Here is a 23,785-nt window from a genome sequence, read left to right as displayed (position 1 = left end):
CTTAATACCTCAATTCCGCACGCACCGGAACCCGGCATAAACATACTGATACCGCGGTTGAAACCAGTTGCGAAACGTCGGCCGCAACATGCATTGCGCCGTGCGCGGCGAGCCGCCCTTGATCACATAATGCTGGCCGTCGAAGAAGTTCGCCGAGTAGCCGAGATAGAACGGAAACGCTTCGAAGCCGGGCAGCGGTTCGAATAGCGACTGCGTCCATTCCCATCCATTGCCGAACATGCCCTCGGCGCCGAACGTGCTCACGTTCTCCGGATGTGCGTGCACCGGTTGCGGATCCCAGCTGCGGAAATCGAAGTTGCCGGGCAGCGCGTCGGCCGGCGGCGTGCCTTCGATTGCGCGTTGCCATTGCGCTTCGGTGGGCAGCGTCTTGCCGGCCCATCGCGCGTACGCACTGGCTTCGGCGTGACTCACATAGACAGGCCAATCGGGCGGCAACGCCACTTCGTCGAACATCGTGCGCAAGGTCCAACCGTTCTTGCCACGCGTCCAGCCCACTGGATGCGCGATGTGCTCCGCTTCTTTCCACGCCCAGTCCTTGTCGGTCCAGTACGCGCGGTTGCCATAACCGCCGGCATCGAGGAACTGCAGGAATTCGCCGTTCGTCACCATGTAGCGGTCGATCTCGAACGCCTCGACGTCGACGTGCTGTTCGCCATACTCATTGTCCCAGCCGAACTGGCCGCTTTCTCGCGGCATGCCGAGCGTGGCGCGGCCCGCGGGCACGCGAACCATCGTCGTTGCGTGCGCAACCTTGTTGGCGGCAGGTTCGGGTGCGCGTACCGGCGCGAGCTTCTGCTCGAGCGGCAACTGATGCAGCATGTACGCGAGCGTTTCCGCATGCATGAGCCGGTGCTCGATCGCGACCTGCATCAGCTGCGCGGGCGAATTCGTCGAGATGTCGCCGGCGTCGAAATCGAATGTCGCCATCGCATGATCGATTTGCGCACGCGCACGCTGTGCGTAATCGTGCACGATGTCGAGCGACGGCCAGTCGGACGGTTGATCGGTCGGAAAGCCGCCATCGACCGGGTCGATGCCGAACGCGAACAGCTTGTCGAGTTCGGCGTCGAACGCCTGCAGCGGGAACAGGCGGCCTTCGAACAGGTTGTGGTCGAACGCCTCGAGATGGCCGATGTAGAAGACGATGCGGTGACGCTCGCGGATCGGTCTTTCGTACAGATGTTCGGGTTTGACGACGGCAAACAGCGCGTCCGTGACACGACGGGCGTCCAGCAGACGTTGGACAAGCGGGTGCTGCAAACGAAGATCGCGATTCATTTCGCCGGGTCTCCTTGCGAAGGGGACGGGTTTAAGACTGTAACGCGTATTCACTTTTCATGTGAAGCCGCGTGAACGCAAAATCCCGGCGATGAGCGTTTAACGGTTACAGGTCACGCAGTCCTTCCAGGTCGACAATACGAATGAACTTGCCGCGTGCGTCGATCAGGCCACGCTTCTGGAATTTCGACAACGTGCGGCTGACCGTTTCGAGCGTCATGCCGAGGTAACTGCCCATGTCCTCGCGCGTCATGCGCAGATTGAATTCGGCCGACGAATAGCCGCGCTGCGCATTGCGCTCCGACACATCGAGCAGAAACGCCGCGACGCGTTCGTCGGCGTTCAGCGAACCGAGCGTCAACATCTGGCTCGCCTCGCGCACGATCTGCTCGCCCATCAGCTTGTGCAGCCGTTCCTGCAGCGCGCCGCTCTCGCGGCACAGGCGCTTGAGCGCCGCATACGGGACGATGCACACGGAACTGTCCTCGAGTGCGATCGCGCTGCACGCGTGTGTGTCGCTGCAGATGCCGTCGAGTCCAAGCGATTCGCCAGCAAGGCGCAGGCCTGTGACCTGTTCGCGGCCATCGCGGTGCGCCATGGTCGTTTTGAGCGAGCCGGAGCGCACCGCGTACAGGTTTTCGAAAGGCGAGCCCGCGCGATACAGCGGTTCGCCGCGGCGCACCGCGCGCGCCTTGCAGATCAGCGCTTCGAGCTTCGGCAGTTCTTCCGCCGACATGCCCTGCGGCATGCACAGGTGGCGCATCGCGCACGTGGAGCAGCGCGCGACATGGCGGGCCGCTGGAACGGCGCAGGCCGACGGGTCCGCGGAGTATGCGCGTGCTGCGGTGGGCGCAGCCGGGTGCACGGCGATCGGAGTAGCGGCGGGTGTCAGCATGGCGAAGGGCGCTGTAAGGTAAGAATGTCCCATTGTCCCACCGCGTACGCACGCCACTTCGCGTCAAAATGACGCGTGGCCCTGGACGGCCCTCAGTTGTCCTCGATTGCTCCCGGTTGCTCCGGCTTGACCGGTGCCGCCGCCAGTCAGGGGGTGTCGTTTTTCCCCTGTGTCTCGCCGCTTGCCGCAGCGGGGACCAGCAGCACCGGCAACGTCGCTTGACGCACACAGCGCTCCGCGACGCTGCCCAATATCAGCCGCTGCATGCCGCGGCGCCCGTGCGTGCCCATCACGAGCAGATCTGCCTGGTAATCCGCCGCTGCCTTCAGCACAAGCGTCGGCACATCGTCGCTCGGGGATGCTTCGCCCACCGTCACGTCGCCGCTGATGTTGCGCGCCTGCATCGCCTGCGTGAGCTCGACGGTCAGCGCCTTGCCTTGTTGTACGAACTGCTTTTGCAGAATGCCCGGATCGTAGCCGGGCGCTTCGAAATACATCGGCGTGTTCTCGACGACGTAATACGCGCGCAATGTCGCGCCGAACGACGCGGCAAGATGAATGGCGGCTTCGAATGCGCCGCGTGAGGTCTTACTGCCGTCGACTGCTACAAGGATGCGTTTGTACATGGAAGCTCCGCGCAGTAAAAGTGTCGAATGGTCATCGATTGCAGGAAAAGCTTAATTGATCGTAGCGGCGCGTGTGCGGATCTGCATGATGTCAATCAAATGCTTAGCAAGTTTCCGAGCGCATCGCGCGGCCCGGCAGCACATCGTAAGCCATGTTGCGCTTACCGTTTGGGCCGATTCGATGCGCGAAGTTATTCTTTTTTATCGTGTGATCGATACGACTTGCCTTACAATTATGCTCCATGATGACAAGCCGCCTGCCAAGATGATCAACGAGCGAAAATCGACGGGCCTGCCCGACAAGATATACGGCGACATCCTCAATCGCATTCTCGAGGGCGAATACAAGGAAGGCGAGCGGCTGCCCACCGAGCACGCGCTCGCCGAGCGCTTCGAGACGTCCCGGCCCACCGTGCGCGAGGCGCTCGCGCGGCTGCGCGCGGACGGCATCATCGTCACGCGGCACGGCTCGGGCACCACGGTCGCGCGCCGTCCCGACCCGGACGTGCGCCGCTTCGCGCCGCTCGAGTCGCTGTCCGACATTCGCCGCTGCTACGACTTCCGCATCGTGACCGAAGCCGGCGCCGCCTCGCTTGCCGCGCAAATGGCCGATGAAGAAGACATCGCTGCGATCGAGCATGCGTGGGACGAACTCGAGCGCGTGATCGAAACGCAAGGTATCGGCGCAAAGGACGACTACGCGTTTCATCTTGCGGTCGCGCGCGCGTCGAAGAACCAGTTCTTCATCACGATGATGTCGTTTATCGAAGAGCAGATCGCGTTCAGCATGAATCTGTCGCGCAACCTTTCGCTCGTGAAAACGCTCGAGCGGCAAAGGCTCGTGCAAGCCGAGCATCGCGCGGTGCTCGACGCGATTCGCGCGCACGACGCAAGGGCTGCCGGCGACGCGATGCGCACGCATCTGATGAACGCGCGCGACCGGATGTTCGGGTCGTGAAGCGGTGATGTGCTGACCTCCCTTTCCAACTTTCAGGCCGTTTTTGCCGTGCCTTTTTGCGCGTTTGACCGCGTCGTACCGAAGTGAACCCTCCTCATCAGAAGTCCGTTGTCCTGCCCTTTCGCGATGCCTTGCTGGCCATGCTCGGCATCGGCCTTGTCAATATGCTGGTGGCGCTCGATCAGACGGTAGTGAGTACCGCATTGCCGTCGATCGTCTCCGAGTTGCGCGGCTTCGAGTACTACGCGTGGATTGCAAGCGCGTATCTGCTCGCGTCGGTCGTCACCGTGCCGGTGTTCGGCCGGCTCGGCGACTATTTCGGCCGCAAGCGCTTCGTGATCGCCGCGGTGATCGTATTCACGGTCGCGTCGCTGTTGTGCGGCATCGCGACGAGCATGCCGTTTCTCGTCGTGGCGCGCGGGCTGCAAGGCGTCGGCGGCGGGATGATGGTCGGCACCGCGTTCGCGTCGATTCCCGATCTCTTTCCCGATCCGCGCGAGCGGGTGCGCTGGCAGGTGGTGATGGCGGCCGCATACGGTATCGGCACGGCGGCCGGGCCGTCGCTTGGCGGCTGGATGAGCCAGCATCTCGGCTGGCGTTCGACGTTCCTCGTCAATCTGCCGGTGGGCGCGCTTGCGCTGTATTTCATCTGGGCGCATTTGCCCTATTACAAGCGCGCACACGTCGGCGAAGTGCGCATCGATTGGGGCGGCGCGCTGCTCGTCGCGCTTGTGCTCGGCGGTTTTCAGACGTTTATCGAAGCCGTGCCGAAGGACGGGCTGACGGGCGGCAACGTGGCGCTTGCCGGCATCGTCGCGGTCGGCGCAGCGCTGCTGCTGGCCTGCGAGCGGCGCGCAACGCATCCGATCATCCCGCTCGATCTGTTCAGGGATGCTCAGCTTGTTACGCTGTTCACGTTGTCCGTGCTGTCCGGTTTCGTGATGTTCTCGCTGATCTTTTTCGCGCCGCTGCTGCTGCAAGGGGGCTTCGGGCTATCGCCGCAACAGGCCGGCCTGCTCGCGACGCCGATCGCCGCCTGCATCGCAATCGGCAGCTTGATCAACACGCGCATCGTGATCCATATGTCGCGGCCCACCCTGATTCTCTCGATCGGTTTTGGACTGCTCGTCGCGGCGTCGATCGGGCTCTCGGTCGCGACGCCGGTTACGCCGCATCTGTATCTCGAGCTTTCGATGGCGGCGGTCGGTGTCGGGCTCGGCTTTATCCTCAACAACCTGAACGTGTTCGGGCAGGAGATCGCGGGCCGCGAGCGCTTCGGCATCACGACCGCGCTCCTGCAGTCGACGCGCATGGTCGGCGGCATGCTCGGGACGAGCATCGTCGCGACGATCATCAATCGCCGTTATGTGTCGGGTATCGACGACACATTGCGCGTGCTCGGCGAGCCGGTCGCCGCGAAGTGGCGCCCGACGCTCGGCGATCCGCGCATTCTCGTCGACGAAGGCCTGCGCGACTCGTTGCTTGTGCAACTCAAGCGCGCGGGGCTCGAAGGGCCCGCCTTGCTCGATGCCGCGCGGCATGTGCTCGTGCAGTCGATTCATATCGGCGTCGTACTGACCGGTTGCGCGGCCTTCGCGGCGGCGCTGCTCGTGCGCAAGATTTCGCACATCACCTTCCGCGGACGTGGCCGATAGGCGATCACCGCGGCGGCTTGCACAGCGCTAAGGGACAGCAAGCGGACGCAACAGATCCTGCGTGGTCGCCGAAGCGCGCGCATCGATCGGCGCATGGCCCTGGAGCCATCAATCACGCGTGCCGAGCCATCGCAGCAGGCGTGAGCACGCCTCTGCGCTTCTGGTGTTTCGATCCGCGTCCTCGCGAGCTGCGAGGCGTTAGCCGTTATGCCGCAACCGCCATCTGGCCGAACAGTGCATTGCGCGTGTGCTCGCTGACCGCGATATCGAGCGCCACCGCGCGCTCCACACCGATCTGCACCGGCGCGCCAAGGCGGCCGATTTCAATGCCCGTTCTGCGCAGCAGGCGCTCGATCGGCGTCGTCGTCACAGTCACGTAACGCGTGATGCCCATCTTGTCCGCAAACGTGACGAGTTCCTTGATCGCGTGCATCGTGACATCGGCGAAGCCGAAGCTTTGCTCATGGTCGTCGCCGGCCTCGATCGCGAACCGGCTCAGTTCCCAGATGTGCCGTCCGAGCGGCGCGGCGTTGCCGTGCAGCAACTGCGGGAACGTATCTCGCAGCATGTTCGGGCCTTCAGTCGGCATCAGACGCCAACAGCCGCGTACGCGGCGTGTCGAGTCCTGAATCAGCATGTAGTGCGGGCCAAGGGCGTCGTAGCCGTCGACCTCCATGCCCGCGATGATCGGAATGTCCCATCCCATACGCCCGTGAAACACGCGGGCTCTCAGGCGGTACATCTCGTGGAGGTCAGTGTTGTCGAACTCTTTCGGGGTACCAATTCGAATCGCTGCATGCATGATGTTCTCCTCGCCCGGGTCCGTTCCCGTACGCAGAAAAACTTATGCATTCTGGATAGACATTTGCACCTATCCACCTGGATAGGTGTCCGTGTAGTCCCCACGTCATCAAAATTGAGATGAACATTGCCCAACCCAATGGGGATTACCATGGAACTGCTGGAAAATCATTGGCAAGCCGCCGTGCAAAACCGGACGGCAGACGTTTCGTCCGCTGTCGACCGCGTTTTAATCATCGCTTATCGGAAAAAGAGAAAGGAGAGCCAAAGGCAGTTTTGGGCTCGTTTCGGGGTTACGCAATCGCGTGGCAGCCGTTTCGAGTCGGGCGCGGAAATTCCCGCGCCGGTTTCGATTCTGCTTGGCCTTTATTTTTCGAAGACGGTCAGCGATGGCGATCTCGGCAAAGCCGGCCGGGTAATGTCCGGCGAAGCGCGGGAACTGATCAACCTGGATCAATAAGGCCGAGTTGCGTCGCAATGACGGCTGCGGCGCGCCGCGAGTTCACGCCGAATTTCGCGCGGATATTCTTCAGATGGAAGTTCACCACCGCTTCCGAACATCCGAGGATGTGCGAAATTTCCCACGTGGACTTGCCTCGCGCCGTCCATTGCAGGCATTCGCGCTCGCGAGGCGTCAGCTTCGGTAGCAGCGCCTGCGCGTGATTATTCAGGTACGGCTGGCTCGTATCGATCACGAGATCGCGCAGCAACACGAGATTCGGCAGCACCACGTCGATGTGGCGCCAGAATTCGCTCGTCGGGTTGCTGTCGTTCACGAAGCAGATCATTCCCTTTTCCTGCTGCGGGCCGTGAATCGGTAGCGTCACGCCCGCGCGCAGGCCATGCAGGCGCGCTTCCTCGTACATCGACTGCTGCGGGTTCGTCGAGAACAGGTCCGGTGACCAGATCAGCGGCGATGACTTCGTCACGCAGTGCGTGACAGTCGGGTCGATATGCGCAAAGCCGTGCGCGTCGTAAAACTGGCGCCACGCGGGTGCGTACGTGCTGCGCAGGAACGAATCCTCCATCCGGATACTCGGGCGCGGCACGATTGCGACCAGCACGCGGTTGAACCCCCATCCCTCGGCGAGGCGGGCGAGTTCGGCGAACCACGTGCTGTCGTCGGTTGCGTTGAGCATCGGCGACATCTGCTCAAAATAAGGTAGCGACAAGGTAGTTCTCTCAGGGCGCGGCAAGCCATGCCGCGGGCTTCAGCCGCGCGCGCCATGACCGGTTGTTCTGTACTGTATCAATTTAGCATCATTATTCTTCTTTTACTGAAAAAGCGCGATACCGGAAATAATTGATTCCAAACCTTACGTAAAAATCAGACGCGGCATTCGAAAATGGCGAAAACGGACGCCGTATATGGGGTTTTATCGAAACAGTTTCGGCAATTGCGGCCTATACGTCGGGCGATAACGCTCTAATGGACACGCCAAAGCGATTCCATTAATAAGGTTAAATACTGTCCCGCGTGGCGGGACGTCGCCGTTCTGTCATCTTTCGACACTCTTTCGTCACTCGTTCGCGTACCACTTCGCTACCAGTATGAACCACCTGGCCGCGCGCGCGAATACAGCATTGTCCCGGATGTCCCTCAGATGTTGCAAAGTTGTTTGACAACATTGGGTGTCAGGTGATACCCTGGCGCTTTAGCGCATTTTTCGACGCGAGCCGCCATGAATGTTTCTCCGATCCACGAGCTCGAGTTTTCCGCCAGCGTCATGGCGGTGCCGCCGCTTGCGCGCCGCGCGGATTTCAGCCTCGACGCCGAGGAAAACGCAAAGCTGATTCGCCATATCGAAGCGGGCGGCGTGCGCACGGTGCTCTACGGCGGCAATGCGAACCTCTATCACGTCGCGGTCAGTGAGTATCGCGAACTGCTCGACATGCTCGCGGCGAGTGCTGGCCCGCAAACCCGTGTCATACCGGCGCTCGGCGCCGACTACGGCAAGATGCTCGACGAGGCGCGCATTCTCGCGCAAACCGCTTACCGTACGGCGATGGTGTTGCCGTTTTCCGGCTTTACCACGTCGGCGGGCGTTGAAGCGGGCCTTGCGCGCATCGCCGATATCGCAGGCATGCCGCTCACGCTCTACATCAAGAGCGAGGACTATATCGACGTCGACGCACTCGCGCGCCTTGTGAACCGGGGCACGCTGATTGCGGTCAAGTACGCGATCGTGCGGCGCAATCCTTCGGACGATCCGTATTTGCGGCGGCTGCTCGAGCAGGTCGACCGCGTGCGGGTGATTTCCGGCATGGGCGAGCGGCCGGCACTGGTGCATCTGCAGGAATTCGGACTGGCCGCATGGACCACGGGTTCGGGCTGCATCGCACCACGTGCGGTGACCGCGCTCCTGAATGCGGCGAAGTCGAATCGCGACGGTGAAGCGCGCCGCCTGTACGAGGCATTCATGCCGCTCGAAACGCTGCGCGACGAAATCTCGCTGATCCGCGTGCTGCACGACGCGGTGACGATGTCGAAAATCGCGGACATGGGGCCGATTCTTCCGCTCCTCAGTTCGACGCCGATCGAACATCATGCGAAGATCGATGCTGCGACGCAGGCACTGCTCGCATTCGAGCGCCGTCTCGCGGGTTCTTCCGCGAGCGACTGAAGGCGCATACCCACTATTTGGTTTTGAGCCGCGCGCAATTACCCGAATGAACGCTGCGCGGCACACCACAGGAGTTGCAACATGCAGATTACCGGAGACATGCTGATCGGCGGGTCCGCGGTGCGCGGTACCAAGGGCACGCTGCGCGCGTTCGACCCGGCCCGCAACATGGAGATCGAGCCCGAGTTCGGCGCTGGCGGCACGGTGGACGTAGACCGCGCATGCGAACTGGCCGCGCTTGCGTTCGATCCGTACCGTCAGGCGCCGCTCGAAAAACGCGCGCGTCTTCTCGAAGCGATCGCGGACAACATCGTCGGACTCGGCGACACGCTGATCGAACGCGCACAAGCCGAATCGGCGCTGCCGAAGGCGCGCCTCGAAGGCGAACGCGCGCGTACGGTCGGCCAGTTGCGCCTCTTTGCATCGCTCGTGCGCGAAGGCCGCTGGCTTTCCGCGACGATCGATCAGGCGATGCCGGACCGCAAGCCCCTGCCGCGCCCGGATCTGCGTGCGCAGAAGATTCCCGTGGGCCCGGTCGCGGTGTTCGGCGCGAGCAACTTCCCGCTCGCGTTCTCGGTTGCCGGCGGCGACACGGCATCGGCGCTCGCGGCCGGCTGCCCGGTTGTCGTGAAGGCGCACCCGGCGCACCTCGGCACGTCGGAACTCGTGGGCCGCGCAATCCAGAAGGCCGTGGCCGATAGCGGCCTGCCCGAAGGCGTGTTTTCGCTGCTCGTCGGCGCGGGCAATGAAATCGGCGAAGCACTGGTCGCGCATCCGGCAATCAAGTCGGTCGGCTTCACCGGTTCGCGTCGCGGCGGTGTCGCGCTCGTGAATATCGCGTCGAAGCGCCGCGAGCCGATTCCGGTGTTCGCCGAGATGAGCAGCGTCAACCCGTTCTTCGTGTTGCCGGGCGCGCTTGCCAGGCGTGCTGAAGCGATCGCGACCGGCTTCGTCGATTCGGTGACGCTCGGCGTCGGCCAGTTCTGTACGAACCCGGGTATCGTGCTGCTGCTCGATGGGCCGAACAAGCAGACATTTATCGATGCCGCCGCCAAGGCGCTTGCGCAGAAGGGCGCGCAAAGCATGCTGACCCCGGGCATCGCAAACGCCTACAAAGATGGCGTTTCGCAGCGTCGCGAATTGAATGGCGTGCAAAGCATTGCGCAAGGGCAGCAGACCGACGCGACCTGTTCCGCGTTGCCGGTGCTGTTCCAGACGAATGCGATGCAGTTCCTCGCCACCGCGCAGCTCGAGGACGAAATCTTCGGGCCGACCTCGCTTATCGTCACGTGTAGCGACATCCACGAGATGGTAAAGGTGGCCGAGTACATCGAAGGCCAGCTCACCGCGACACTGCAGATCGAGCAGGAAGACTACGAGCTCGCGCGGCAACTGCTGCCGACGCTCGAGCGCAAGGCGGGCCGCATTCTCGCGAACGGTTATCCGACGGGAGTCGAAGTGTGTCACGCCATGGTGCACGGCGGCCCGTATCCGGCGACGTCCGATTCGCGTGCGACGTCGGTCGGCGCGATGGCGATCGAGCGCTTCCTGCGCCCCGTCTGCTATCAGGATCTGCCGGCTGCGCTGTTGCCTGAGGCGCTGCACGACGAAAACCCGCTGAAGCTGCTGCGCATCCTCGACGGCAAGCCGGTGCAGGCGTAATGCCGGCGTAACACGTCACGTAGAAGTAGCAAGCGTGCCGGGCGAAGCAACGCCCGGCACGCTTGCCATTCGAATCGCAAACAAGACCCACGACGCGCGCCGCGCAACGGACCCGTCTTATCGCGCGCTGCAGCCGTCCACGACGACCAATCCCGCGATGACCGACAACACCCGCCGCTATCCCGATCCCTCCGTTCGGATTCTCGATCCGCGTTTTACCGCGTTGCGGCTCGCGTCCGCATCGGTCGAATGCCTGTTTCAAGGTGCGCGCTGGTCCGAAGGACCCGTATGGTTCGGCGACGGCCGTTATCTGCTGTGGAGCGACATCCCGAACAACCGGATTCTGCGCTGGGACGAAGAGACCGGCGCGGTGACGCCGTTCCGCCGTCCGTCGAACAACGCAAACGGCAATACACGCGACCGCGAGGGGCGCCTCGTGACCTGCGAGCATCTGACGCGCCGCGTCACACGCACCGAATACGACGGCTCGATCACGGTGCTGGCCGAGCGTTACGAGGGCAAGCGTTTCAATTCGCCGAACGACGTCATCGTGAAATCGGATGGCTCGATCTGGTTCACCGACCCGAGCTTCGGCATCGACAGCTTCTATGAAGGCGAAAAGCAGGAACCCGAAATGCCGCAGCGCGTGTATCGCGTCGACGGGCAGTCCGGCGAAGTGACGCTCGTCAACGATGACGTGATCGGCCCGAACGGCCTCGCATTCTCACCCGACGAATCGGTGCTCTATATCGTCGAATCGCGCGGCGAGCCGCGCACGATTCGCGCATTCGATGTCGTGCAAAATGGCCGCGCGCTCGCGAATAACCGCGTGCTGATCGACGCGGGTCCGGCGGGCACGCCCGATGGTTTTCGCGTCGATATCCACGGCAATCTGTGGTGCGGCTGGGGCATGGGCAGCGACGAGCTCGACGGCGTGCGCGTGTTTTCGCCGCAAGGCGAAGCGATCGGCCATATCGCGTTGCCCGAACGGTGCGCGAATGTCTGTTTCGGGGGGCGGCATCGCAACCGGCTTTTTATGGCCGCGAGCCACGGACTTTACTCGCTGTATGTGAATACGCAGGGCGTCAAGGGCGGCTAAGAGACCGCGAGGGATGCCTAACCAATCAGGAGCACGTGTGGCAAAGAGGAAGACACCCGAAGAACTGCGCAGCCATCGCTGGTATGGCGTGAACGACCTGCGCTCGTTCGGCCATCGCTCGCGCACCGCGCAGATGGGCTATAGCCGTGAAGAGTACGCGGGCAAGCCGGTCATCGCGATCCTCAACACGTGGAGCGAGATCAACCCGTGCCATACGCACTTCAAGCAGCGTGTCGAGGAAGTGAAGCGCGGCATCTGGCAGGCGGGCGGCTTTCCGATCGAACTGCCGGTGCAGACGCTCTCCGAGCCGTTCCAGAAGCCGACCACGATGCTCTACCGCAACTTCCTCGCGATGGAAGTCGAGGAGACGCTGCGCTCGTATCCGGCCGACGGCGTCGTGCTGATGGGCGGCTGCGACAAGACCACGCCCGCGTTGCTGATGGGTGCGATCTCGATGGACCTGCCGGCCATCTTTCTGCCCGCGGGCCCGATGCTCAACGGCAACTGGAACGGCACGACGCTTGGTTCGGGCTCCGATACGTGGAAGTACTGGGCCGATTTACGCGCCGGCAAGATCACCGAAGACGACTGGCGCGGCGTGGAAGGCGGCATTGCGCGCTCGCCGGGCCACTGCATGACGATGGGTACCGCTTCGACGATGACCAGCGTGGCCGAAGCGCTCGGCTTCACGCTGCCCGGTTTCGCCTCGATTCCCGCGCCCGATTCGCGCCACGCGCAGATGTCGGCGAAAACCGGCATGCGCATCGTGGAGATGGTGTGGGAAGACCTCAAGCCGTCGGACATTCTGACGGCGGGCTCGGTCGATAACGCCGTGACGACCTGCCTCGCGCTGTCGGGTTCGACCAACGCAATCGTGCATATGATCGCGCTCGCGCGGCGCGCCGGCATCGAACTCACGCTCGATCGCTACGACGACGTCGCGCGCCGCACGCCGGTGCTCGCGAACGTGCGTCCGACGGGCCAGTACCTGATGGAGGACTTCTACTACGCGGGCGGCTTGCGCGCGATGCTGAAGGAGCTGGGCGACCTGATCGACGACACACAGCGCACGGTCAACGGCAGGACGCTGGGCGAAAACATCGGCGACGCGGAAATCTTCAACGACGCAGTGATTCGCCGCCGTGAAACGCCGCTGATGCCCGACACGGGACTCGCCGTCCTGCGCGGCAATCTCGCGCCGGACGGCGCGGTGATCAAACCCGGCGCCGCCGACCCGAAGCTGCATGTGCATACGGGCCGCGCCGTGGTGTTCAGGGACTACAACGACATGGCCGCGCGCATCGATAGCGAGACGCTCGATATCGATGAAACCTGCGTGATCGTGCTTCAGCACGCGGGCCCGGTCGGCGCGCCCGGCATGCCCGAGTGGGGCCAGCTGCCGATCCCGCAGAAGCTGCTCAGGCAAGGCGTGCGCGACATGCTGCGCATTTCCGACGCGCGCATGAGCGGCACGAGCTACGGCGCGTGCGTGCTGCATGTCGCGCCCGAATCGTTTATCGGCGGTCCGCTCGCGCTTGTGCGCGACGGCGATCTGATCGAACTCGATGTGCCGCAACGCAAGCTCAACGTGCTCGTCAGCGACGCCGAGCTCGCGCGCCGCAAGGCGCAGTGGGTCGCACCCGCGCCGCGTTTCACGCGCGGCTACGGCGCGATGCATCAGATCCATGTGATGCAGGCCGACAAGGGCTGCGACTTCGACTTCCTGCAGCGCGGCGGCGCGGCGGCGAGTGGCGAGCCTGAAATCCACTAGATCTCAAACGAAGCTTTGCGGTGCCATGCCGGCGATCTGCCGGCATCGCCGCCGCAACGCATCGCGCATCAGAAACCGACACGATAAACGCGTCCCGTCTGCGCGCCTTCCACACTGCGCAGATAGGCGAGCGCCGCGCGTTGCGCGCTAACCGGTTCAAACCCGCGGAAATACGGCGCGTAGCTATCCATCGCTTCAGTCAGCACCGTCGGACTCACGATGTTGATGCGAATGCCGCGCGGCAATTCGATCGCCGCGCCGCGCACGAAGCCCTCCAGCGCGAGATTGACTGTCGTCGCGCTGACGCCTTCGCGAATCGGTTCGTCGGCGAGAATGCCGCTTGTGAGCGTGAACGAGCCGCCGTCGTTCATATAGCGCAGCGCGCCGAATACGACATTGACCTGACCCATCAGCTTGTCGTCGAGACCCTTGCGGAACTGATCGATCGTCATGTCCGTCAGCGGGCCGAAGAACACCTTGCCCGTCGCGGTGACAACGCCGTCCACCCTGCCGATCCCGCTGAAGAGCTGTTCGATGCTGGCGGGGTCGGTGCTGTCGACGCGATGCGCGCCGCGTGTCGCGCCGACTTCGATCACCTCATGGCGTGCCTTCAATTCATGCGCGACGGCGCGGCCGAGCGTGCCGGTCGCGCCGATCAAAACGATTTTTTTCATGTTGTCCGGCTCCTCCACGAAGGTCGATGGTGGAACCGATTGTTACAGTGCATTCGCGCGGAAACAAGCACATTGCACTCCTTCATTTGAAGCGCAATGCGCACCGGCCTCGCTCGGCGCGGTTAAATCGCCCGACGAAACAGGCTGCAAATGCAATACAAATTACCTGTTGCTACTTGTTGCGCTTGAATTCGATGACTCGCCCAGGTCGTTGGTGATTGAGCGCATAGTGGATCCGGCCGCGAAATTCCGGGTCTCTTTGCGCGCGCGACTTTTCTTGCGGATGCCCCGTTTCATCAGGCGGCACCATGCCTTTCTGGACGACCGTATAACCGGGCTCGACTGCAAGCAGCACACCGCTGCCGCCGGGCCGGCTATCGAAGCCCGCGAGGCCGTCGTCCGCTTCGGGCACGTTGTTGTCGAGTGTCGCGTTGCTCGTGGTCACTTCGTCCGGACCGATTGCGCCGTAGCCCGCGAGACGTGCGGCTTCGCGGTTCTTGCCATCGGTATCGACGGTGCTGTCGTGCGTGCGGTCATTGTGCATCTCCATGCTCAGCATCGATCGCTCGGGTGACTTTTCCTGCGGCTGCGTTTGCGATTGCGTCTGCTCGGGTTGCTGCGAGGGTTGTATGGGCTTGTCGGTTTGATCGGCGCTCATCTGCGTTCCTCCTTACGAATCGGCTTCATTGGAGGTTCAGCAAAACCCGTTCCGGGCCACGCACGAAAAATACGAACGCACGCAAACGATGCAAACCCGCACAAGCACGCACAAGCACGCACAAGCACGCACAAGCACGCACAAGCACGCACAGGCGGGCCAGCGCGCGAACGCGCGATCGAGAAGATGGCGAGGTCTGTAGCGCAACGATCAAGCCCGTCTGTTAGCGCGGCGAGTTAAAGCGTCCGCTAAGCGCGCTCGGCATTTTTTTGTGTTTTTTTAATGGACGCGAATTTTCTACAGAGTATCATCGACTTTCGACCAGGCGTTGGCGGTTAGTAATAATCCTAAGCTTTACAGCGCCACAATAATGGCCGACGTGGGTAGTACGGTAATGCACTTTCTCGAACCGTCATTGAGGCAGTCAGGAGCTGATGACTCATGCATGTCGATGCTGCATTCACTCATCGTGGCTATTTGTTGAACTGCTCGCCGGCGCGCGCCGGCGATGGAACCTGGCAGGCGTATGTCGTCGTATCCCGATCGAGCGACGGCGAGCTGGTCGCTAACCGGTTCTTTCCCTCCGAACTCCGCTTCTCCGACGAAGCTGCTGCCATCGCGCACGCGCGCGACTGGGCGGTGCGCTGGATCGACGCAAGCAGTATGACGATCTGACGCAAGGGGCCGCGCGAGCCGCCGCGGCCCTCGCCTGCGCCATACGAGCCCGCAAAAAACGCGGTAATCTCTGGGGACAATTCACTTCTTGCCGTGCCCGCCGCACGGCCGCTGTCCTGCCATGTCAAACGTTTCGCCGAATCAGTGGGGTCTCGAACAGATCGTTGCCGAGTTGCGCGCGTCGCGCGAACAACTGCATCGCACCCGCCATCCGCGTGGCATTCGCGAACTGCCGTCGCGTCAGGCGGTGATCGATATCGTCGCAGGCCTGCGCGCCGCGCTGTTTCCGACGCATTGGGGCGCACCCGATCTGACCGATGAGAGTGTCGACTATTACGTCGGGCACACCCTCGAAAGCACGTTGCGGCTGCTTGCTGAACAGATCCGTCGTGCACTGCGCTTTCTTCCCGAATACGCTGACACGCCGGACGCGGAACTCAGTGCACGTGCGTTCGAAGTGGCACGCGAATTCGGCACGCAGTTGCCCGCGATTCGCGCGCTGCTGGTGAGCGACATTCAGGCCGCCTACACCGGTGACCCGGCCGCGCAACACATCACGGAGATCCTGCTCTGCTATCCGGGCGTGTGGGCGATGACGCATCACCGTCTTGCGCATGCGCTGCATCGCCTCGGCGTGCCGCTGCTCGCGCGTTTCATCAACGAGATTGCGCACTCGGCGACCGGTATCGATATTCACCCTGGCGCGCAGATCGATTCGAGTTTTTTTATCGATCACGGCACGGGCGTCGTGATCGGCGAGACCGCGATCATCGGCAAGCATGTGCGCGTTTATCAGGCGGTGACGCTCGGCGCAAAGAGCTTCGCGGCGGATATCGACGGCGCACTGATCAAGGGCAATTCGCGGCATCCGATCGTCGAAGACGATGTCGTGATCTATGCGGGCGCAACGATTCTCGGCCGCGTGACGATCGGAAAGGGTTCGGTGATCGGCGGCAACGTGTGGCTGACACATAGTGTGCCGCCGGGCAGCAGCGTGTCGCAGGGCAAGGTGCGTGAGGGCGAACGCAGCCGCGAGCGCGGCAACGACGACGGCGCGCGCTAGCGCGTGAGGCGCCGCCGCACGCGCTACGTATTCGCGACAAGCACCGACGACGGGTTACCGACAATCGACAGGAATTCGCGGCGCGTCGAAGGGTCGGTACGGAATGTACCGAGCATCCGCGACGTCACCATCTCGGCGCCGGCCTTGTGCACGCCACGCGTCGACATGCACTGGTGCGACGCCTCGAGAATCACGCCGACGCCTTTCGGCTGCAACACTTCGTTCAGCGTGTCGGCGATCTGCACGGTCATCTTTTCCTGAATTTGCAGACGCTTCGCGAACGCATCGACGAGCCGCGCGAGTTTGGAAATACCGACCACACGATGCTCAGGCAAATACGCGACATGCGCGCGGCCGATGATCGGCACCATGTGGTGTTCGCAATAGCTCTCGAAGCGAATGTCCTTCAGCACGATCATTTCATCGTATCCGTCCACTTCGGAGAACGTGCGTGCGAGGATGTCGTACGGATTGACGTCGTAGCCCGCGAAGAATTCTTCGTACGCGCGTACCACGCGCGCCGGCGTATCGATCAGACCTTCTCGCCGCGGATCGTCTCCGGCCCAGCGCAACAGCACGCGCACGGCATCTTCGGCTTCTTCGCGGGTGGGGCGCGAGGTGGCGTGAGAAGCGGGGCGAGAGATGAGAGATGCGGCCGCGTTTCGCTTCGGCGTGACAGTAGTCAGCTTTTTTTTGCTTGTCGTCATTGTTCCTCCGGTCCCATGCTGTTATCGGTGTCCCGGTATCCGGCATACCGGCACGAAATTTACCCGATTGTATCGAAGCCCGCGCATCGGCGATGCGCACAGCATCTTGCATTGCACCAGTACCATTGTTGGCCGCCGCAAGCGGCGAAGCGACTGAGCCGATTGACTCATTGGGTCCGCGTGCCGATTAAGGAAATGATCGTTCGCGCGATGGCGCAATCGCGCATTCGCGCGCGCGTCATGCGCGGTATGTCTGGCGCAGGGGAGCAGATGTCAGACGAGTGTCCGACGGGACGACGCGACGTGCGTGGGTCGCTTGCGTCGGTTGACGATTACGCGTGAGCCGGGTTCATGCGAATGTGCTTGAGCCATTCCTCGGCCGACGGCAGATGCGATACGAGCGCGATTGCCTGGGCATCGCCGTCGTCCTGCACCGCGATGCAGCTTTCGTTGAGAATGGCCGACTGCAAATAGAACAGAAACGTCAATGCGCGAATGCCGTATCGGCTCGCTATGGCGTCGAGCGAATCAACTTCGTCAAGCAGTTCGCGCACGAAGCGCGACGAAAGGCTCGCGCGATGCATCGAAACAATCGCTTCGACTGCCATGTCGGCGGACCGCGCGGGATCGTCGTCAGGGATGTCGGTCGCGCGAATGGCTTCGGAGTGGACGAGGCACTGCATCACATCGGCAGTAAAGTCGGCACACGAGTACGTCATAATCTATTCCGGATAATCTGACTCACACGCTCGTTAGACAGTCTTCTTACGTTCTTTGCAGGATAGTAAGCAATCCGATATGTGGGCTGACTAACGAAGGCAGCGAAATGCGGCTGGCCATCATTTATATCAAAAACAGCGACCTTTAGCAGCCAGCTTGTCGGAATGTCGGCGGTTCAATGCGAAGTAGCCAACCTTTATGCCCATCGATAGGGGAAACGCGCCGACCTATTTATGCCGAATGATTCGGCGCGCGGCAATACCGCTATATGACGCATGCAATGAATAAGCCGCTCGCGGTCTTTCGAATAGCTAATGGATTTGCCTGAACGCACCTCGACTTGACTGGCGCTGTCGACGCATGGGTGTTCGTTGCGACAACGCAATGCGTTTGCACGCTTGCTCATCGACACTTGAACATGCACTGGCCGGATAACTATTCGGACGTGACCGCGCAAGCGATTGCGACACTGAGTCGCCTGGCCGGGCGACGCGCTTTACGTGCACGGAAAGTCCGGCCTTGACAATCGATCCCGCGCGCTCCGATAATGCCCCGGAGCGTTCGCTAAACGAATCACTGTTCTTATAGCGAACATTTGCGATTCGCTCGCCGCGAGCGCACTTGGCACAGGCGGAAGCTCGCACCGGGCGCAAATCGCATCAGGAATCCGTGATGATCAACAAGATTTTCGAATCCCTTCAGTCCGCCGTCGCCGACGTGCACGACGGCGCGACCGTCATGATCGGCGGCTTCGGTACGGCGGGCATGCCGGCGGAACTGATCGACGCGCTGATCGGGCAGGGCGCGCGCGAGTTGACGATCGTCAGCAACAACGCAGGCAACGGCGAGACCGGACTGGCCGCGCTACTGAAGGCGAGGCGCGTGCGCAAGATAGTGTGCTCGTTTCCGCGGCAGGCCGATTCATATGTGTTCGACGCGCTGTATCGCGCCGGCGACATCGAACTGGAACTCGTGCCGCAAGGCAATCTCGCCGAACGCATCCGCGCGGCGGGCGCCGGTATCGGCGGGTTTTTCACGCCGACCGGCTACGGCACCGAGCTCGCGAAAAACAAGGAAACGCGCGTGATCGACGGCAAGCCGTACGTCCTCGAAATGCCGCTGCACGCGGACTTCGCCTTGATCAAGGCCTATAAGGGCGATCGCTGGGGCAATCTGATCTACCGGAAGACCGCGCGCAATTTCGGCCCGATCATGGCGAGCGCCGCGAAGACAGCAATCGTGCAGGTGTCGGAAGTCGTGCCGCTCGGCGCGCTCGACCCGGAAGAAATCATCACGCCCGGCATTTTCGTGCAGCGCGTGATCGAGGTGCCGCAAGCGGCGCATCGTACATCGTCTTCCGCTGCGGCAGCCTGACGGGGAGACCGGAACATGAAGCGACTGACTCGCGATGAAATGGCCAAACGCGTCGCGCAGGATATTCCCGAAGGCGCGTATGTGAACCTCGGCATCGGCGTGCCCACGCTGGTTGCCAACCACCTCGCGGCGGACAAGGAAATCTTCCTGCACAGCGAGAACGGCCTGCTCGGCATGGGGGCCGCGCCCGCACCCGGCGAAGAAGACGACGAGCTGATCAACGCGGGCAAGCAGCATGTCACGCTGTTGACCGGCGGCGCGTTTTTCCACCACGCCGATTCATTCGCGATGATGCGCGGTGGTCATCTGGACTACTGCGTACTCGGCGCGTTCCAGGTGTCGGTGAGCGGCGACCTGGCGAACTGGCATACGGGTGCGCCCGATGCGATTCCGGCGGTCGGCGGTGCGATGGATCTCGCGATCGGCGCAAAGCAGGTGTTCGTCATGATGGAACACCTGACCAGGCAGGGCGAAAGCAAGATCGTCGAACAGTGCGGGTATCCGGTGACGGGCGTCAATTGCGTAGACCGGATCTATACGGATCTCGCGGTGATCGATGTGACGCGCGCTGGACTCGTCGTGCGCGAAATCCTTGCCGACATCGACTTCGAGACGCTGCAAAAGCTGACCGGCGTGCCCCTGACCCCAAGCTGAAGGCCCGGTCACTCTTCCGCGTCGTGCTCTGCCACGAAGCGGCGCAAATACGCCAGCACGGCAGCCTCGGCCGCCCGATGGTCCGCACAGCTCTTCGAGCCCGCGCTTTCCTCGTCGCCGAATAGCGTCGACGGCGCGTCGTGCACGTCGACTTCCTGTCCTTCGCGGAAGACCCGGATCTCGTGCACGTCTTCCGCGTATTCCGCGACCCAGTGAATCCCTTCGATATGGGCGCCTGCCCTGACTGACGGTATCTTCATCACGGATCTCCAGGTGCGCCGCGGACCAGGTGTCGGCGCTCGCTATAACCATACGCCGTCGGCGCGCTTCGCGCATCGGGGCTTCCGCGAGGCACACAGGTTGCTCGGATATGAATGCCTATAGCCACTCTGGAGGACTGTCATGCCTGAGAGGAAAACACTGAGCCGCGCTACAGCCGATAAGCGCGCGGGCAAGGCGCCGAGCACGCAGGCCGGCGAATTCGTCAAGGAAGAAGTCGACCATGTCCGCGAAGGCAAGCATGGCGTGCGTTCGGCGAAGCAGGCCGTTGCGATTGGCCTGTCCAAGGCGCGGCGCGCCGGCGTCGCATTGAAGCCGCCGAAGGCCGGCAAGACGAGCGAAGCGACGCGCAAGAAGGCGGAGACGGATTCGGCCGCCGGTAAGAAATCCACGGCGAAGCGCAGTGCGAACACCGAATCGAAGACGAAGCGCTCACGCGTAACGACGTCCGTGCTCAAGCGCGAGAGCAGCCGTGGCGCGTCGAGCACGGCGATGTCGAAGCAGACGAAGGCTGCGGCAAGCCGCCGGTCCGCGGCAAGCCGTTCAGCCGCCGCGAAGAAAGGCGCGGCGACGAAGGGCGCATCCGCTCGTTCGGCGGCCGCAAAGAAGGCAGCGCATACGCGAGCGGCACGCGCGCATCACTGAGCCGAAGCTGGAATCGAAGCACCGATTTCCGGCGCGTTGCGGTGCGCTGCGCCGCAACGCGCCGGTGTCGCGCCGCTGTCGTGCATTTACACGCGCGCGCCTTTACATCTGCACCGAGTCGATCAGCGTTCTCTTGCCGGCCTTATAGTCGTACAGCGAAATAACGCCGTGCTTGAGATCGCCCTTCGAATCGAACGTGGTTTCGCCGATCACGCCCTTGTAGTCGGTGTTCGGCATCACAGCGAGGATTTTCGCCGGGTCGGTCGAGTTCGCGCGCTTCATCGCGTCGATGAGGATGTTCGTCGCGTCATACGCGAACGGTGCGTAAATCTGCACCGGCTGGCCGAAACGCTTCTCGTACTTCGCCGCGAACTCCCTGCCGCCCGGCATCTTCTGCAGCGCCATGCCGATGTCCGAGCACACGATGTTGACGGTTGCATCGCCGGCGAGGTCCGCGAGCTTTTCGCTGCACGCGCCGTCGCCTGCCAGCACCTTCGCGCGCAAGCCGAGCTGCTTCGCCTGCCTGGCGAACGGACCGGCCGTCGCGTCCATGCCGCCGTACATGATCGCGTCCGGATTCTCACCCTTGATTTTTGTCAGAATCGCGCGGAAATCGACGGCCTTGTCGTTTGTCGCGTCGTGCGACACCACGTTCATGCCGAGCGACTTCGCCGTTTTCTCGAACTCGTTCGCGAGACCCTGGCCGTAAGCGGTCGAATCGTCGACGATCGCAACGCGCTTCACTTTCAGGCTTTTGGCCGCATAGTTTGCGAGCGCCGGACCTTGCTGCGCATCGGTGGCGACGACGCGGTACGTCGTCTTGTAGCCTTGTAGCGTATAAGCCGGGTTCGACGCGGCCGGCGAGATCTGCACGATGCCCGCATCGCTGTAGATTTTCGATGCCGGAATGGACGTGCCCGAGTTCAAATGGCCCACCACGCCGACCACCTTATCGTCGACGAGCTTCTGCGCAACTTGCGTCGCGGTACGCGGATCGGCCGCATCGTCCTGCGCGTCGAGCACCAGCGTAACCTTCTGGCCGTCGATCGTGAGTCCCCTTGCGTTGCTTTCCTCGATTGCGAGGCGCACGCCGTTCTCGATGTCTTTTCCCAGGTGCGCGATCTGTCCTGTCGTCGGCGCGACGTCGCCGATCTTGACCGTCTCGTCCGCATGAGCGAAGCCGCTCATTGCGAACGCAACAACGGCTGCCGTGCAAATCTTCGAATAGGTTGTGTTCATTTGTCCTTTTCCGGCTAAACGGGTAAATAAAGACTTCTTATTGAAACTGCCTTCTTCTAGTGGATACGGGCAGTCGCGCGAACCCGTCGCGACACGTTTGAGATGCTGCCGCACGAGGTCCGCCTAGTCAGGACGCTTCATCCCATCGGATATTCCGCGAAGTACGGTCTTTCATCGGGAAATGAGAAGTCGCGCGAGATGCCAGGGTATTCCAGGCATTCCCGCAGCGTGAGGGTTGCGCATGGACATGCATGGCAACCGGATGCGGAAAAATTGAAATTGCGCCATCGCCTGAATGCGGCGGGGCGCTATGCGCCCGCCGAGCCGGTGCATACGCGATCAACCCGAACGCAGAAAATAGGCATCCAAACTGTTGCGCGTTGCTGCGACGCGCGATACGAGCTGGGCTGCGTCGTCGCGAGTGCGGGCGCTACGATACGAGCGCGAGACGGCGGTTGCGTGGCGCAGCGTCGTCTTTGATCATCGTCACCGGGCAGGGCGCAAGGCGGACCAGCCGATGCAGAAGCGCGCGTGCCGACCAGCGGTCGAACAGCGACTTGAACGCGCAGCCGATCACGATCTGCCCGACGTTGAATTCGGTCGCGTATTGAACGATCTCGTCGACCGGATTACCGATCTTCAGCGCAAGCTGCACGTACTGTCCCCGCGCAGCGAAGTCGGCCTTCAGCGCCTCGAGCAGATGCTGGCGCGAATCGACGCTTGCCGCGATGGCGCTGTCGGTTGCGATGTCGAGTCCTATTGCGGGAAGCGGCACCACGGAGAGCACGTGCAGCCTCACGCTATTGCGCAACGCGATTTCGGCAGCCAGTAGAACGCTGCGATACGAGACCTCGGAACCATCGTATACGGCCAACACGTATTTCATTGCCAGTCTCTCTTTCGTGATCGACAGCAATTGAGACGTCCGGCAGCAAGGCTTTATTCCGACTGGTGGCTTGAACAGAAATCAAGAGCCGAACGCGATAAATGAAAAACGGATAACGCGAAGCGGAATTGAAACGCAAACGCAACGAAAACCGCGCCGTTGCCGGCGCCGGAAGTCGCAAAACCTCATGCAGCGTTTAGCTCAATCGCCCGCTTTTACTGCTGCATGCGAGAGACGAGCCTTTCACTCAGCTGAACGACTTCGAAAAGCGTACCGGACGTGTAGCGCGTGGCGAGTAGACCCGCGCGCTGCAAATTGCCGTTTTCCGAGTACGCGAGTTCGACCAGGTAGTTCGGCAGGAGCAGCGCCGCCGCGGTGATCTTCGTGGCTTCATCGCGCCCTACGACGCCGAATGCGTGAATGGTTTCACGAAGCTCGAGCGCGGTGTGCGCGAGCAGCCAGAACTTTAAAATTTCCTTATCGGATTCGTTGAGCTGCGACTGCTCGTCGAGGCGGTCGACCAGTTCGACCGTCGCGCGCGCGGCCCGCACGCGGTCGGACACGTCCGCCTCGGGCAGCGTTTCACGGTCTGCAATGCGCGCGAGAAAGAGCCCCTGATTTTCCGCGAGATGATGCTGGCGGCTCAGGCGCCGGAGCAACACCGTGACGGTGTCGTGCGGCGAAGGATGATGTCGTAGACCTAGCATGGCTTGCCAAACACGAATGCGATACGGGAAGCGTGAAGTGTGTCGCCCGATGAAGCCACAACGGAAGCGAGAGGGCACAGCGCCAACACTAGCACGCCTGAATCGCGTATGCAT

General features: G+C 62.3%; 25 protein-coding genes. 12 read left to right on the top strand and 13 right to left on the bottom strand.

The annotated features are described in order from the left end of the window. Positions 1 to 9 precede the first annotated feature (9 nt). The 3 genes from ACYPXD_RS11660 to ACYPXD_RS11650 form a co-directional block, all read right to left on the bottom strand. Positions 10 to 1,299, bottom strand: a complete 1,290-nt coding sequence (locus ACYPXD_RS11660) for an SUMF1/EgtB/PvdO family nonheme iron enzyme (RefSeq protein WP_459711025.1) — start codon at positions 1,297 to 1,299, stop codon at positions 10 to 12. Positions 1,300 to 1,405: 106 nt separating this feature from the next. Further along, entirely contained in the window at positions 1,406 to 2,194 is a 789-nt protein-coding gene (locus ACYPXD_RS11655; protein ID WP_459711023.1) for a helix-turn-helix domain-containing protein, read from the bottom strand. Between the two features lie 146 nt (positions 2,195 to 2,340). Beyond that, a complete protein-coding gene (locus ACYPXD_RS11650; protein WP_459711020.1) occupies positions 2,341 to 2,820 on the bottom strand; it encodes a universal stress protein in 480 nt (159 codons plus the stop codon). 268 nt (positions 2,821 to 3,088) lie between these two features. Here ACYPXD_RS11650 and ACYPXD_RS11645 point away from each other — a divergent pair, with 268 nt between their 5' ends. After that, positions 3,089 to 3,778, top strand: coding sequence for a FadR/GntR family transcriptional regulator (locus ACYPXD_RS11645; protein WP_459711472.1), 690 nt, complete (start codon positions 3,089 to 3,091; stop codon positions 3,776 to 3,778). 140 nt (positions 3,779 to 3,918) lie between these two features. Further along, complete coding sequence (locus ACYPXD_RS11640) at positions 3,919 to 5,433, top strand: MFS transporter (protein ID WP_459711470.1); 1,515 nt, start codon at positions 3,919 to 3,921, stop codon at positions 5,431 to 5,433. Between the two features lie 205 nt (positions 5,434 to 5,638). Here ACYPXD_RS11640 and ACYPXD_RS11635 read toward each other — a convergent pair whose 3' ends face one another. Next, the gene (locus tag ACYPXD_RS11635; protein ID WP_459711018.1) at positions 5,639 to 6,235 is read right to left on the bottom strand and encodes an acyl-homoserine-lactone synthase; all 597 of its coding nucleotides are present in this window, start codon (positions 6,233 to 6,235) and stop codon (positions 5,639 to 5,641) included. 150 nt (positions 6,236 to 6,385) lie between these two features. Here ACYPXD_RS11635 and ACYPXD_RS11630 point away from each other — a divergent pair, with 150 nt between their 5' ends. Continuing rightward, positions 6,386 to 6,694 carry a helix-turn-helix domain-containing protein gene (locus ACYPXD_RS11630; RefSeq protein WP_459711015.1) on the top strand — a complete coding sequence of 103 codons (309 nt, stop codon included), beginning with the start codon at positions 6,386 to 6,388 and terminating at the stop codon, positions 6,692 to 6,694. Here the strand turns inward: ACYPXD_RS11630 and ACYPXD_RS11625 are convergent. Beyond that, positions 6,678 to 7,382, bottom strand: coding sequence for a helix-turn-helix transcriptional regulator (locus ACYPXD_RS11625; RefSeq protein WP_308836095.1), 705 nt, complete (start codon positions 7,380 to 7,382; stop codon positions 6,678 to 6,680). The two genes, ACYPXD_RS11630 and ACYPXD_RS11625, sit on opposite strands and share 17 nt — an antisense overlap. A 534-nt stretch (positions 7,383 to 7,916) precedes the next feature. On the opposite strand from ACYPXD_RS11625, the gene ACYPXD_RS11620 reads away from it, so the two are divergent. From ACYPXD_RS11620 to araD, 4 genes are all read left to right on the top strand, one after another. Beyond that, positions 7,917 to 8,858, top strand: a complete 942-nt coding sequence (locus ACYPXD_RS11620) for a dihydrodipicolinate synthase family protein (RefSeq protein WP_459711012.1) — start codon at positions 7,917 to 7,919, stop codon at positions 8,856 to 8,858. Positions 8,859 to 8,939: 81 nt separating this feature from the next. Then, positions 8,940 to 10,520: an aldehyde dehydrogenase (NADP(+)) gene (locus ACYPXD_RS11615; protein ID WP_459711010.1), complete on the top strand. Its 1,581-nt coding sequence runs from the start codon at positions 8,940 to 8,942 to the stop codon at positions 10,518 to 10,520. Between the two features lie 157 nt (positions 10,521 to 10,677). Continuing rightward, on the top strand, positions 10,678 to 11,619 hold the full coding sequence (locus ACYPXD_RS11610) for an SMP-30/gluconolactonase/LRE family protein (protein WP_459711467.1): 942 nt from the start codon (positions 10,678 to 10,680) through the stop codon (positions 11,617 to 11,619). A 37-nt stretch (positions 11,620 to 11,656) separates the two neighbouring features. Next, positions 11,657 to 13,390, top strand: a complete 1,734-nt coding sequence (gene araD / locus ACYPXD_RS11605) for an L-arabinonate dehydratase (protein WP_459711004.1) — start codon at positions 11,657 to 11,659, stop codon at positions 13,388 to 13,390. 68 nt (positions 13,391 to 13,458) lie between these two features. Here araD and ACYPXD_RS11600 read toward each other — a convergent pair whose 3' ends face one another. Together ACYPXD_RS11600 and ACYPXD_RS11595 are read right to left on the bottom strand one after the other, a co-directional pair. Next, positions 13,459 to 14,064: a short chain dehydrogenase gene (locus tag ACYPXD_RS11600; RefSeq protein ID WP_459711000.1), complete on the bottom strand. Its 606-nt coding sequence runs from the start codon at positions 14,062 to 14,064 to the stop codon at positions 13,459 to 13,461. Between the two features lie 172 nt (positions 14,065 to 14,236). Then, positions 14,237 to 14,623 (bottom strand): DUF3005 domain-containing protein, encoded by a 387-nt coding sequence (locus tag ACYPXD_RS11595; protein ID WP_459711464.1) that lies wholly within the window; start codon positions 14,621 to 14,623, stop codon positions 14,237 to 14,239. 540 nt (positions 14,624 to 15,163) lie between these two features. On the opposite strand from ACYPXD_RS11595, the gene ACYPXD_RS11590 reads away from it, so the two are divergent. Together ACYPXD_RS11590 and epsC are read left to right on the top strand one after the other, a co-directional pair. Next, positions 15,164 to 15,397, top strand: a complete 234-nt coding sequence (locus ACYPXD_RS11590) for a hypothetical protein (RefSeq protein ID WP_459710998.1) — start codon at positions 15,164 to 15,166, stop codon at positions 15,395 to 15,397. 121 nt (positions 15,398 to 15,518) lie between these two features. Beyond that, the gene (gene epsC / locus ACYPXD_RS11585) at positions 15,519 to 16,460 is read left to right on the top strand and encodes a serine O-acetyltransferase EpsC (protein WP_459710995.1); all 942 of its coding nucleotides are present in this window, start codon (positions 15,519 to 15,521) and stop codon (positions 16,458 to 16,460) included. Between the two features lie 23 nt (positions 16,461 to 16,483). Here epsC and folE read toward each other — a convergent pair whose 3' ends face one another. Beyond that, positions 16,484 to 17,167, bottom strand: a complete 684-nt coding sequence (folE, locus tag ACYPXD_RS11580; protein WP_459710993.1) for a GTP cyclohydrolase I FolE — start codon at positions 17,165 to 17,167, stop codon at positions 16,484 to 16,486. Between the two features lie 332 nt (positions 17,168 to 17,499). After that, on the bottom strand, positions 17,500 to 17,886 hold the full coding sequence (locus ACYPXD_RS11575; protein WP_459710991.1) for a hypothetical protein: 387 nt from the start codon (positions 17,884 to 17,886) through the stop codon (positions 17,500 to 17,502). A gap of 673 nt (positions 17,887 to 18,559) precedes the next feature. Between ACYPXD_RS11575 and ACYPXD_RS11570 the strand changes: the two genes are divergently transcribed. After that, a complete protein-coding gene (locus ACYPXD_RS11570; protein ID WP_459710989.1) occupies positions 18,560 to 19,261 on the top strand; it encodes a 3-oxoacid CoA-transferase subunit A in 702 nt (233 codons plus the stop codon). A 15-nt stretch (positions 19,262 to 19,276) separates the two neighbouring features. Continuing rightward, the gene (locus ACYPXD_RS11565; protein ID WP_459710986.1) at positions 19,277 to 19,915 is read left to right on the top strand and encodes a 3-oxoacid CoA-transferase subunit B; all 639 of its coding nucleotides are present in this window, start codon (positions 19,277 to 19,279) and stop codon (positions 19,913 to 19,915) included. Positions 19,916 to 19,923: 8 nt separating this feature from the next. Here ACYPXD_RS11565 and ACYPXD_RS11560 read toward each other — a convergent pair whose 3' ends face one another. After that, the gene (locus tag ACYPXD_RS11560; RefSeq protein WP_459710984.1) at positions 19,924 to 20,175 is read right to left on the bottom strand and encodes a hypothetical protein; all 252 of its coding nucleotides are present in this window, start codon (positions 20,173 to 20,175) and stop codon (positions 19,924 to 19,926) included. Positions 20,176 to 20,317: 142 nt separating this feature from the next. On the opposite strand from ACYPXD_RS11560, the gene ACYPXD_RS11555 reads away from it, so the two are divergent. Next, positions 20,318 to 20,839, top strand: coding sequence for a DUF6496 domain-containing protein (locus ACYPXD_RS11555; protein ID WP_459710980.1), 522 nt, complete (start codon positions 20,318 to 20,320; stop codon positions 20,837 to 20,839). A 102-nt stretch (positions 20,840 to 20,941) separates the two neighbouring features. On the opposite strand, the gene ACYPXD_RS11550 is transcribed toward ACYPXD_RS11555, so the two are convergent. The 3 genes from ACYPXD_RS11550 to ACYPXD_RS11540 form a co-directional block, all read right to left on the bottom strand. After that, positions 20,942 to 22,078: a branched-chain amino acid ABC transporter substrate-binding protein gene (locus ACYPXD_RS11550; protein WP_459710978.1), complete on the bottom strand. Its 1,137-nt coding sequence runs from the start codon at positions 22,076 to 22,078 to the stop codon at positions 20,942 to 20,944. A gap of 430 nt (positions 22,079 to 22,508) precedes the next feature. Next, complete coding sequence (locus ACYPXD_RS11545) at positions 22,509 to 22,964, bottom strand: universal stress protein (protein ID WP_459710975.1); 456 nt, start codon at positions 22,962 to 22,964, stop codon at positions 22,509 to 22,511. Between the two features lie 215 nt (positions 22,965 to 23,179). Beyond that, positions 23,180 to 23,671, bottom strand: coding sequence for a hypothetical protein (locus ACYPXD_RS11540; RefSeq protein ID WP_459710973.1), 492 nt, complete (start codon positions 23,669 to 23,671; stop codon positions 23,180 to 23,182). Positions 23,672 to 23,785 lie beyond the last annotated feature (114 nt).

Source organism: Paraburkholderia sp. 2C, assembly GCF_054589215.1.
The sequence above is the reverse complement of the archived record's forward strand: the minus strand, read 5'-3'. Positions and strand labels throughout refer to the sequence as shown.

Bases quoted from the DNA above. Each gene is read 5' to 3' on its own strand.
- ACYPXD_RS11570 (WP_459710989.1), top strand. From the start codon at position 18,560: ATGATCAACAAGATTTTCGAATCCCTTCAGTCCGCCGTCGCCGACGTG.
- ACYPXD_RS11655 (WP_459711023.1), bottom strand. From the start codon at position 2,194: ATGCTGACACCCGCCGCTACTCCGATCGCCGTGCACCCGGCTGCGCCC.
- ACYPXD_RS11635 (WP_459711018.1), bottom strand. From the start codon at position 6,235: ATGCATGCAGCGATTCGAATTGGTACCCCGAAAGAGTTCGACAACACT.
- ACYPXD_RS11660 (WP_459711025.1), bottom strand. From the start codon at position 1,299: ATGAATCGCGATCTTCGTTTGCAGCACCCGCTTGTCCAACGTCTGCTG.
- ACYPXD_RS11615 (WP_459711010.1), top strand. From the start codon at position 8,940: ATGCAGATTACCGGAGACATGCTGATCGGCGGGTCCGCGGTGCGCGGT.
- ACYPXD_RS11560 (WP_459710984.1), bottom strand. From the start codon at position 20,175: ATGAAGATACCGTCAGTCAGGGCAGGCGCCCATATCGAAGGGATTCAC.
- ACYPXD_RS11550 (WP_459710978.1), bottom strand. From the start codon at position 22,078: ATGAACACAACCTATTCGAAGATTTGCACGGCAGCCGTTGTTGCGTTC.
- ACYPXD_RS11650 (WP_459711020.1), bottom strand. From the start codon at position 2,820: ATGTACAAACGCATCCTTGTAGCAGTCGACGGCAGTAAGACCTCACGC.
- ACYPXD_RS11545 (WP_459710975.1), bottom strand. From the start codon at position 22,964: ATGAAATACGTGTTGGCCGTATACGATGGTTCCGAGGTCTCGTATCGC.
- ACYPXD_RS11565 (WP_459710986.1), top strand. From the start codon at position 19,277: ATGAAGCGACTGACTCGCGATGAAATGGCCAAACGCGTCGCGCAGGAT.
- ACYPXD_RS11555 (WP_459710980.1), top strand. From the start codon at position 20,318: ATGCCTGAGAGGAAAACACTGAGCCGCGCTACAGCCGATAAGCGCGCG.
- ACYPXD_RS11625 (WP_308836095.1), bottom strand. From the start codon at position 7,382: ATGTCGCCGATGCTCAACGCAACCGACGACAGCACGTGGTTCGCCGAA.
- ACYPXD_RS11610 (WP_459711467.1), top strand. From the start codon at position 10,678: ATGACCGACAACACCCGCCGCTATCCCGATCCCTCCGTTCGGATTCTC.
- ACYPXD_RS11540 (WP_459710973.1), bottom strand. From the start codon at position 23,671: ATGCTAGGTCTACGACATCATCCTTCGCCGCACGACACCGTCACGGTG.
- ACYPXD_RS11630 (WP_459711015.1), top strand. From the start codon at position 6,386: ATGGAACTGCTGGAAAATCATTGGCAAGCCGCCGTGCAAAACCGGACG.
- ACYPXD_RS11640 (WP_459711470.1), top strand. From the start codon at position 3,919: ATGCTCGGCATCGGCCTTGTCAATATGCTGGTGGCGCTCGATCAGACG.
- ACYPXD_RS11575 (WP_459710991.1), bottom strand. From the start codon at position 17,886: ATGACGTACTCGTGTGCCGACTTTACTGCCGATGTGATGCAGTGCCTC.
- ACYPXD_RS11620 (WP_459711012.1), top strand. From the start codon at position 7,917: ATGAATGTTTCTCCGATCCACGAGCTCGAGTTTTCCGCCAGCGTCATG.
- ACYPXD_RS11600 (WP_459711000.1), bottom strand. From the start codon at position 14,064: ATGAAAAAAATCGTTTTGATCGGCGCGACCGGCACGCTCGGCCGCGCC.
- ACYPXD_RS11595 (WP_459711464.1), bottom strand. From the start codon at position 14,623: ATGCTGAGCATGGAGATGCACAATGACCGCACGCACGACAGCACCGTC.
- epsC (WP_459710995.1), top strand. From the start codon at position 15,519: ATGTCAAACGTTTCGCCGAATCAGTGGGGTCTCGAACAGATCGTTGCC.
- folE (WP_459710993.1), bottom strand. From the start codon at position 17,167: ATGACGACAAGCAAAAAAAAGCTGACTACTGTCACGCCGAAGCGAAAC.
- ACYPXD_RS11590 (WP_459710998.1), top strand. From the start codon at position 15,164: ATGCATGTCGATGCTGCATTCACTCATCGTGGCTATTTGTTGAACTGC.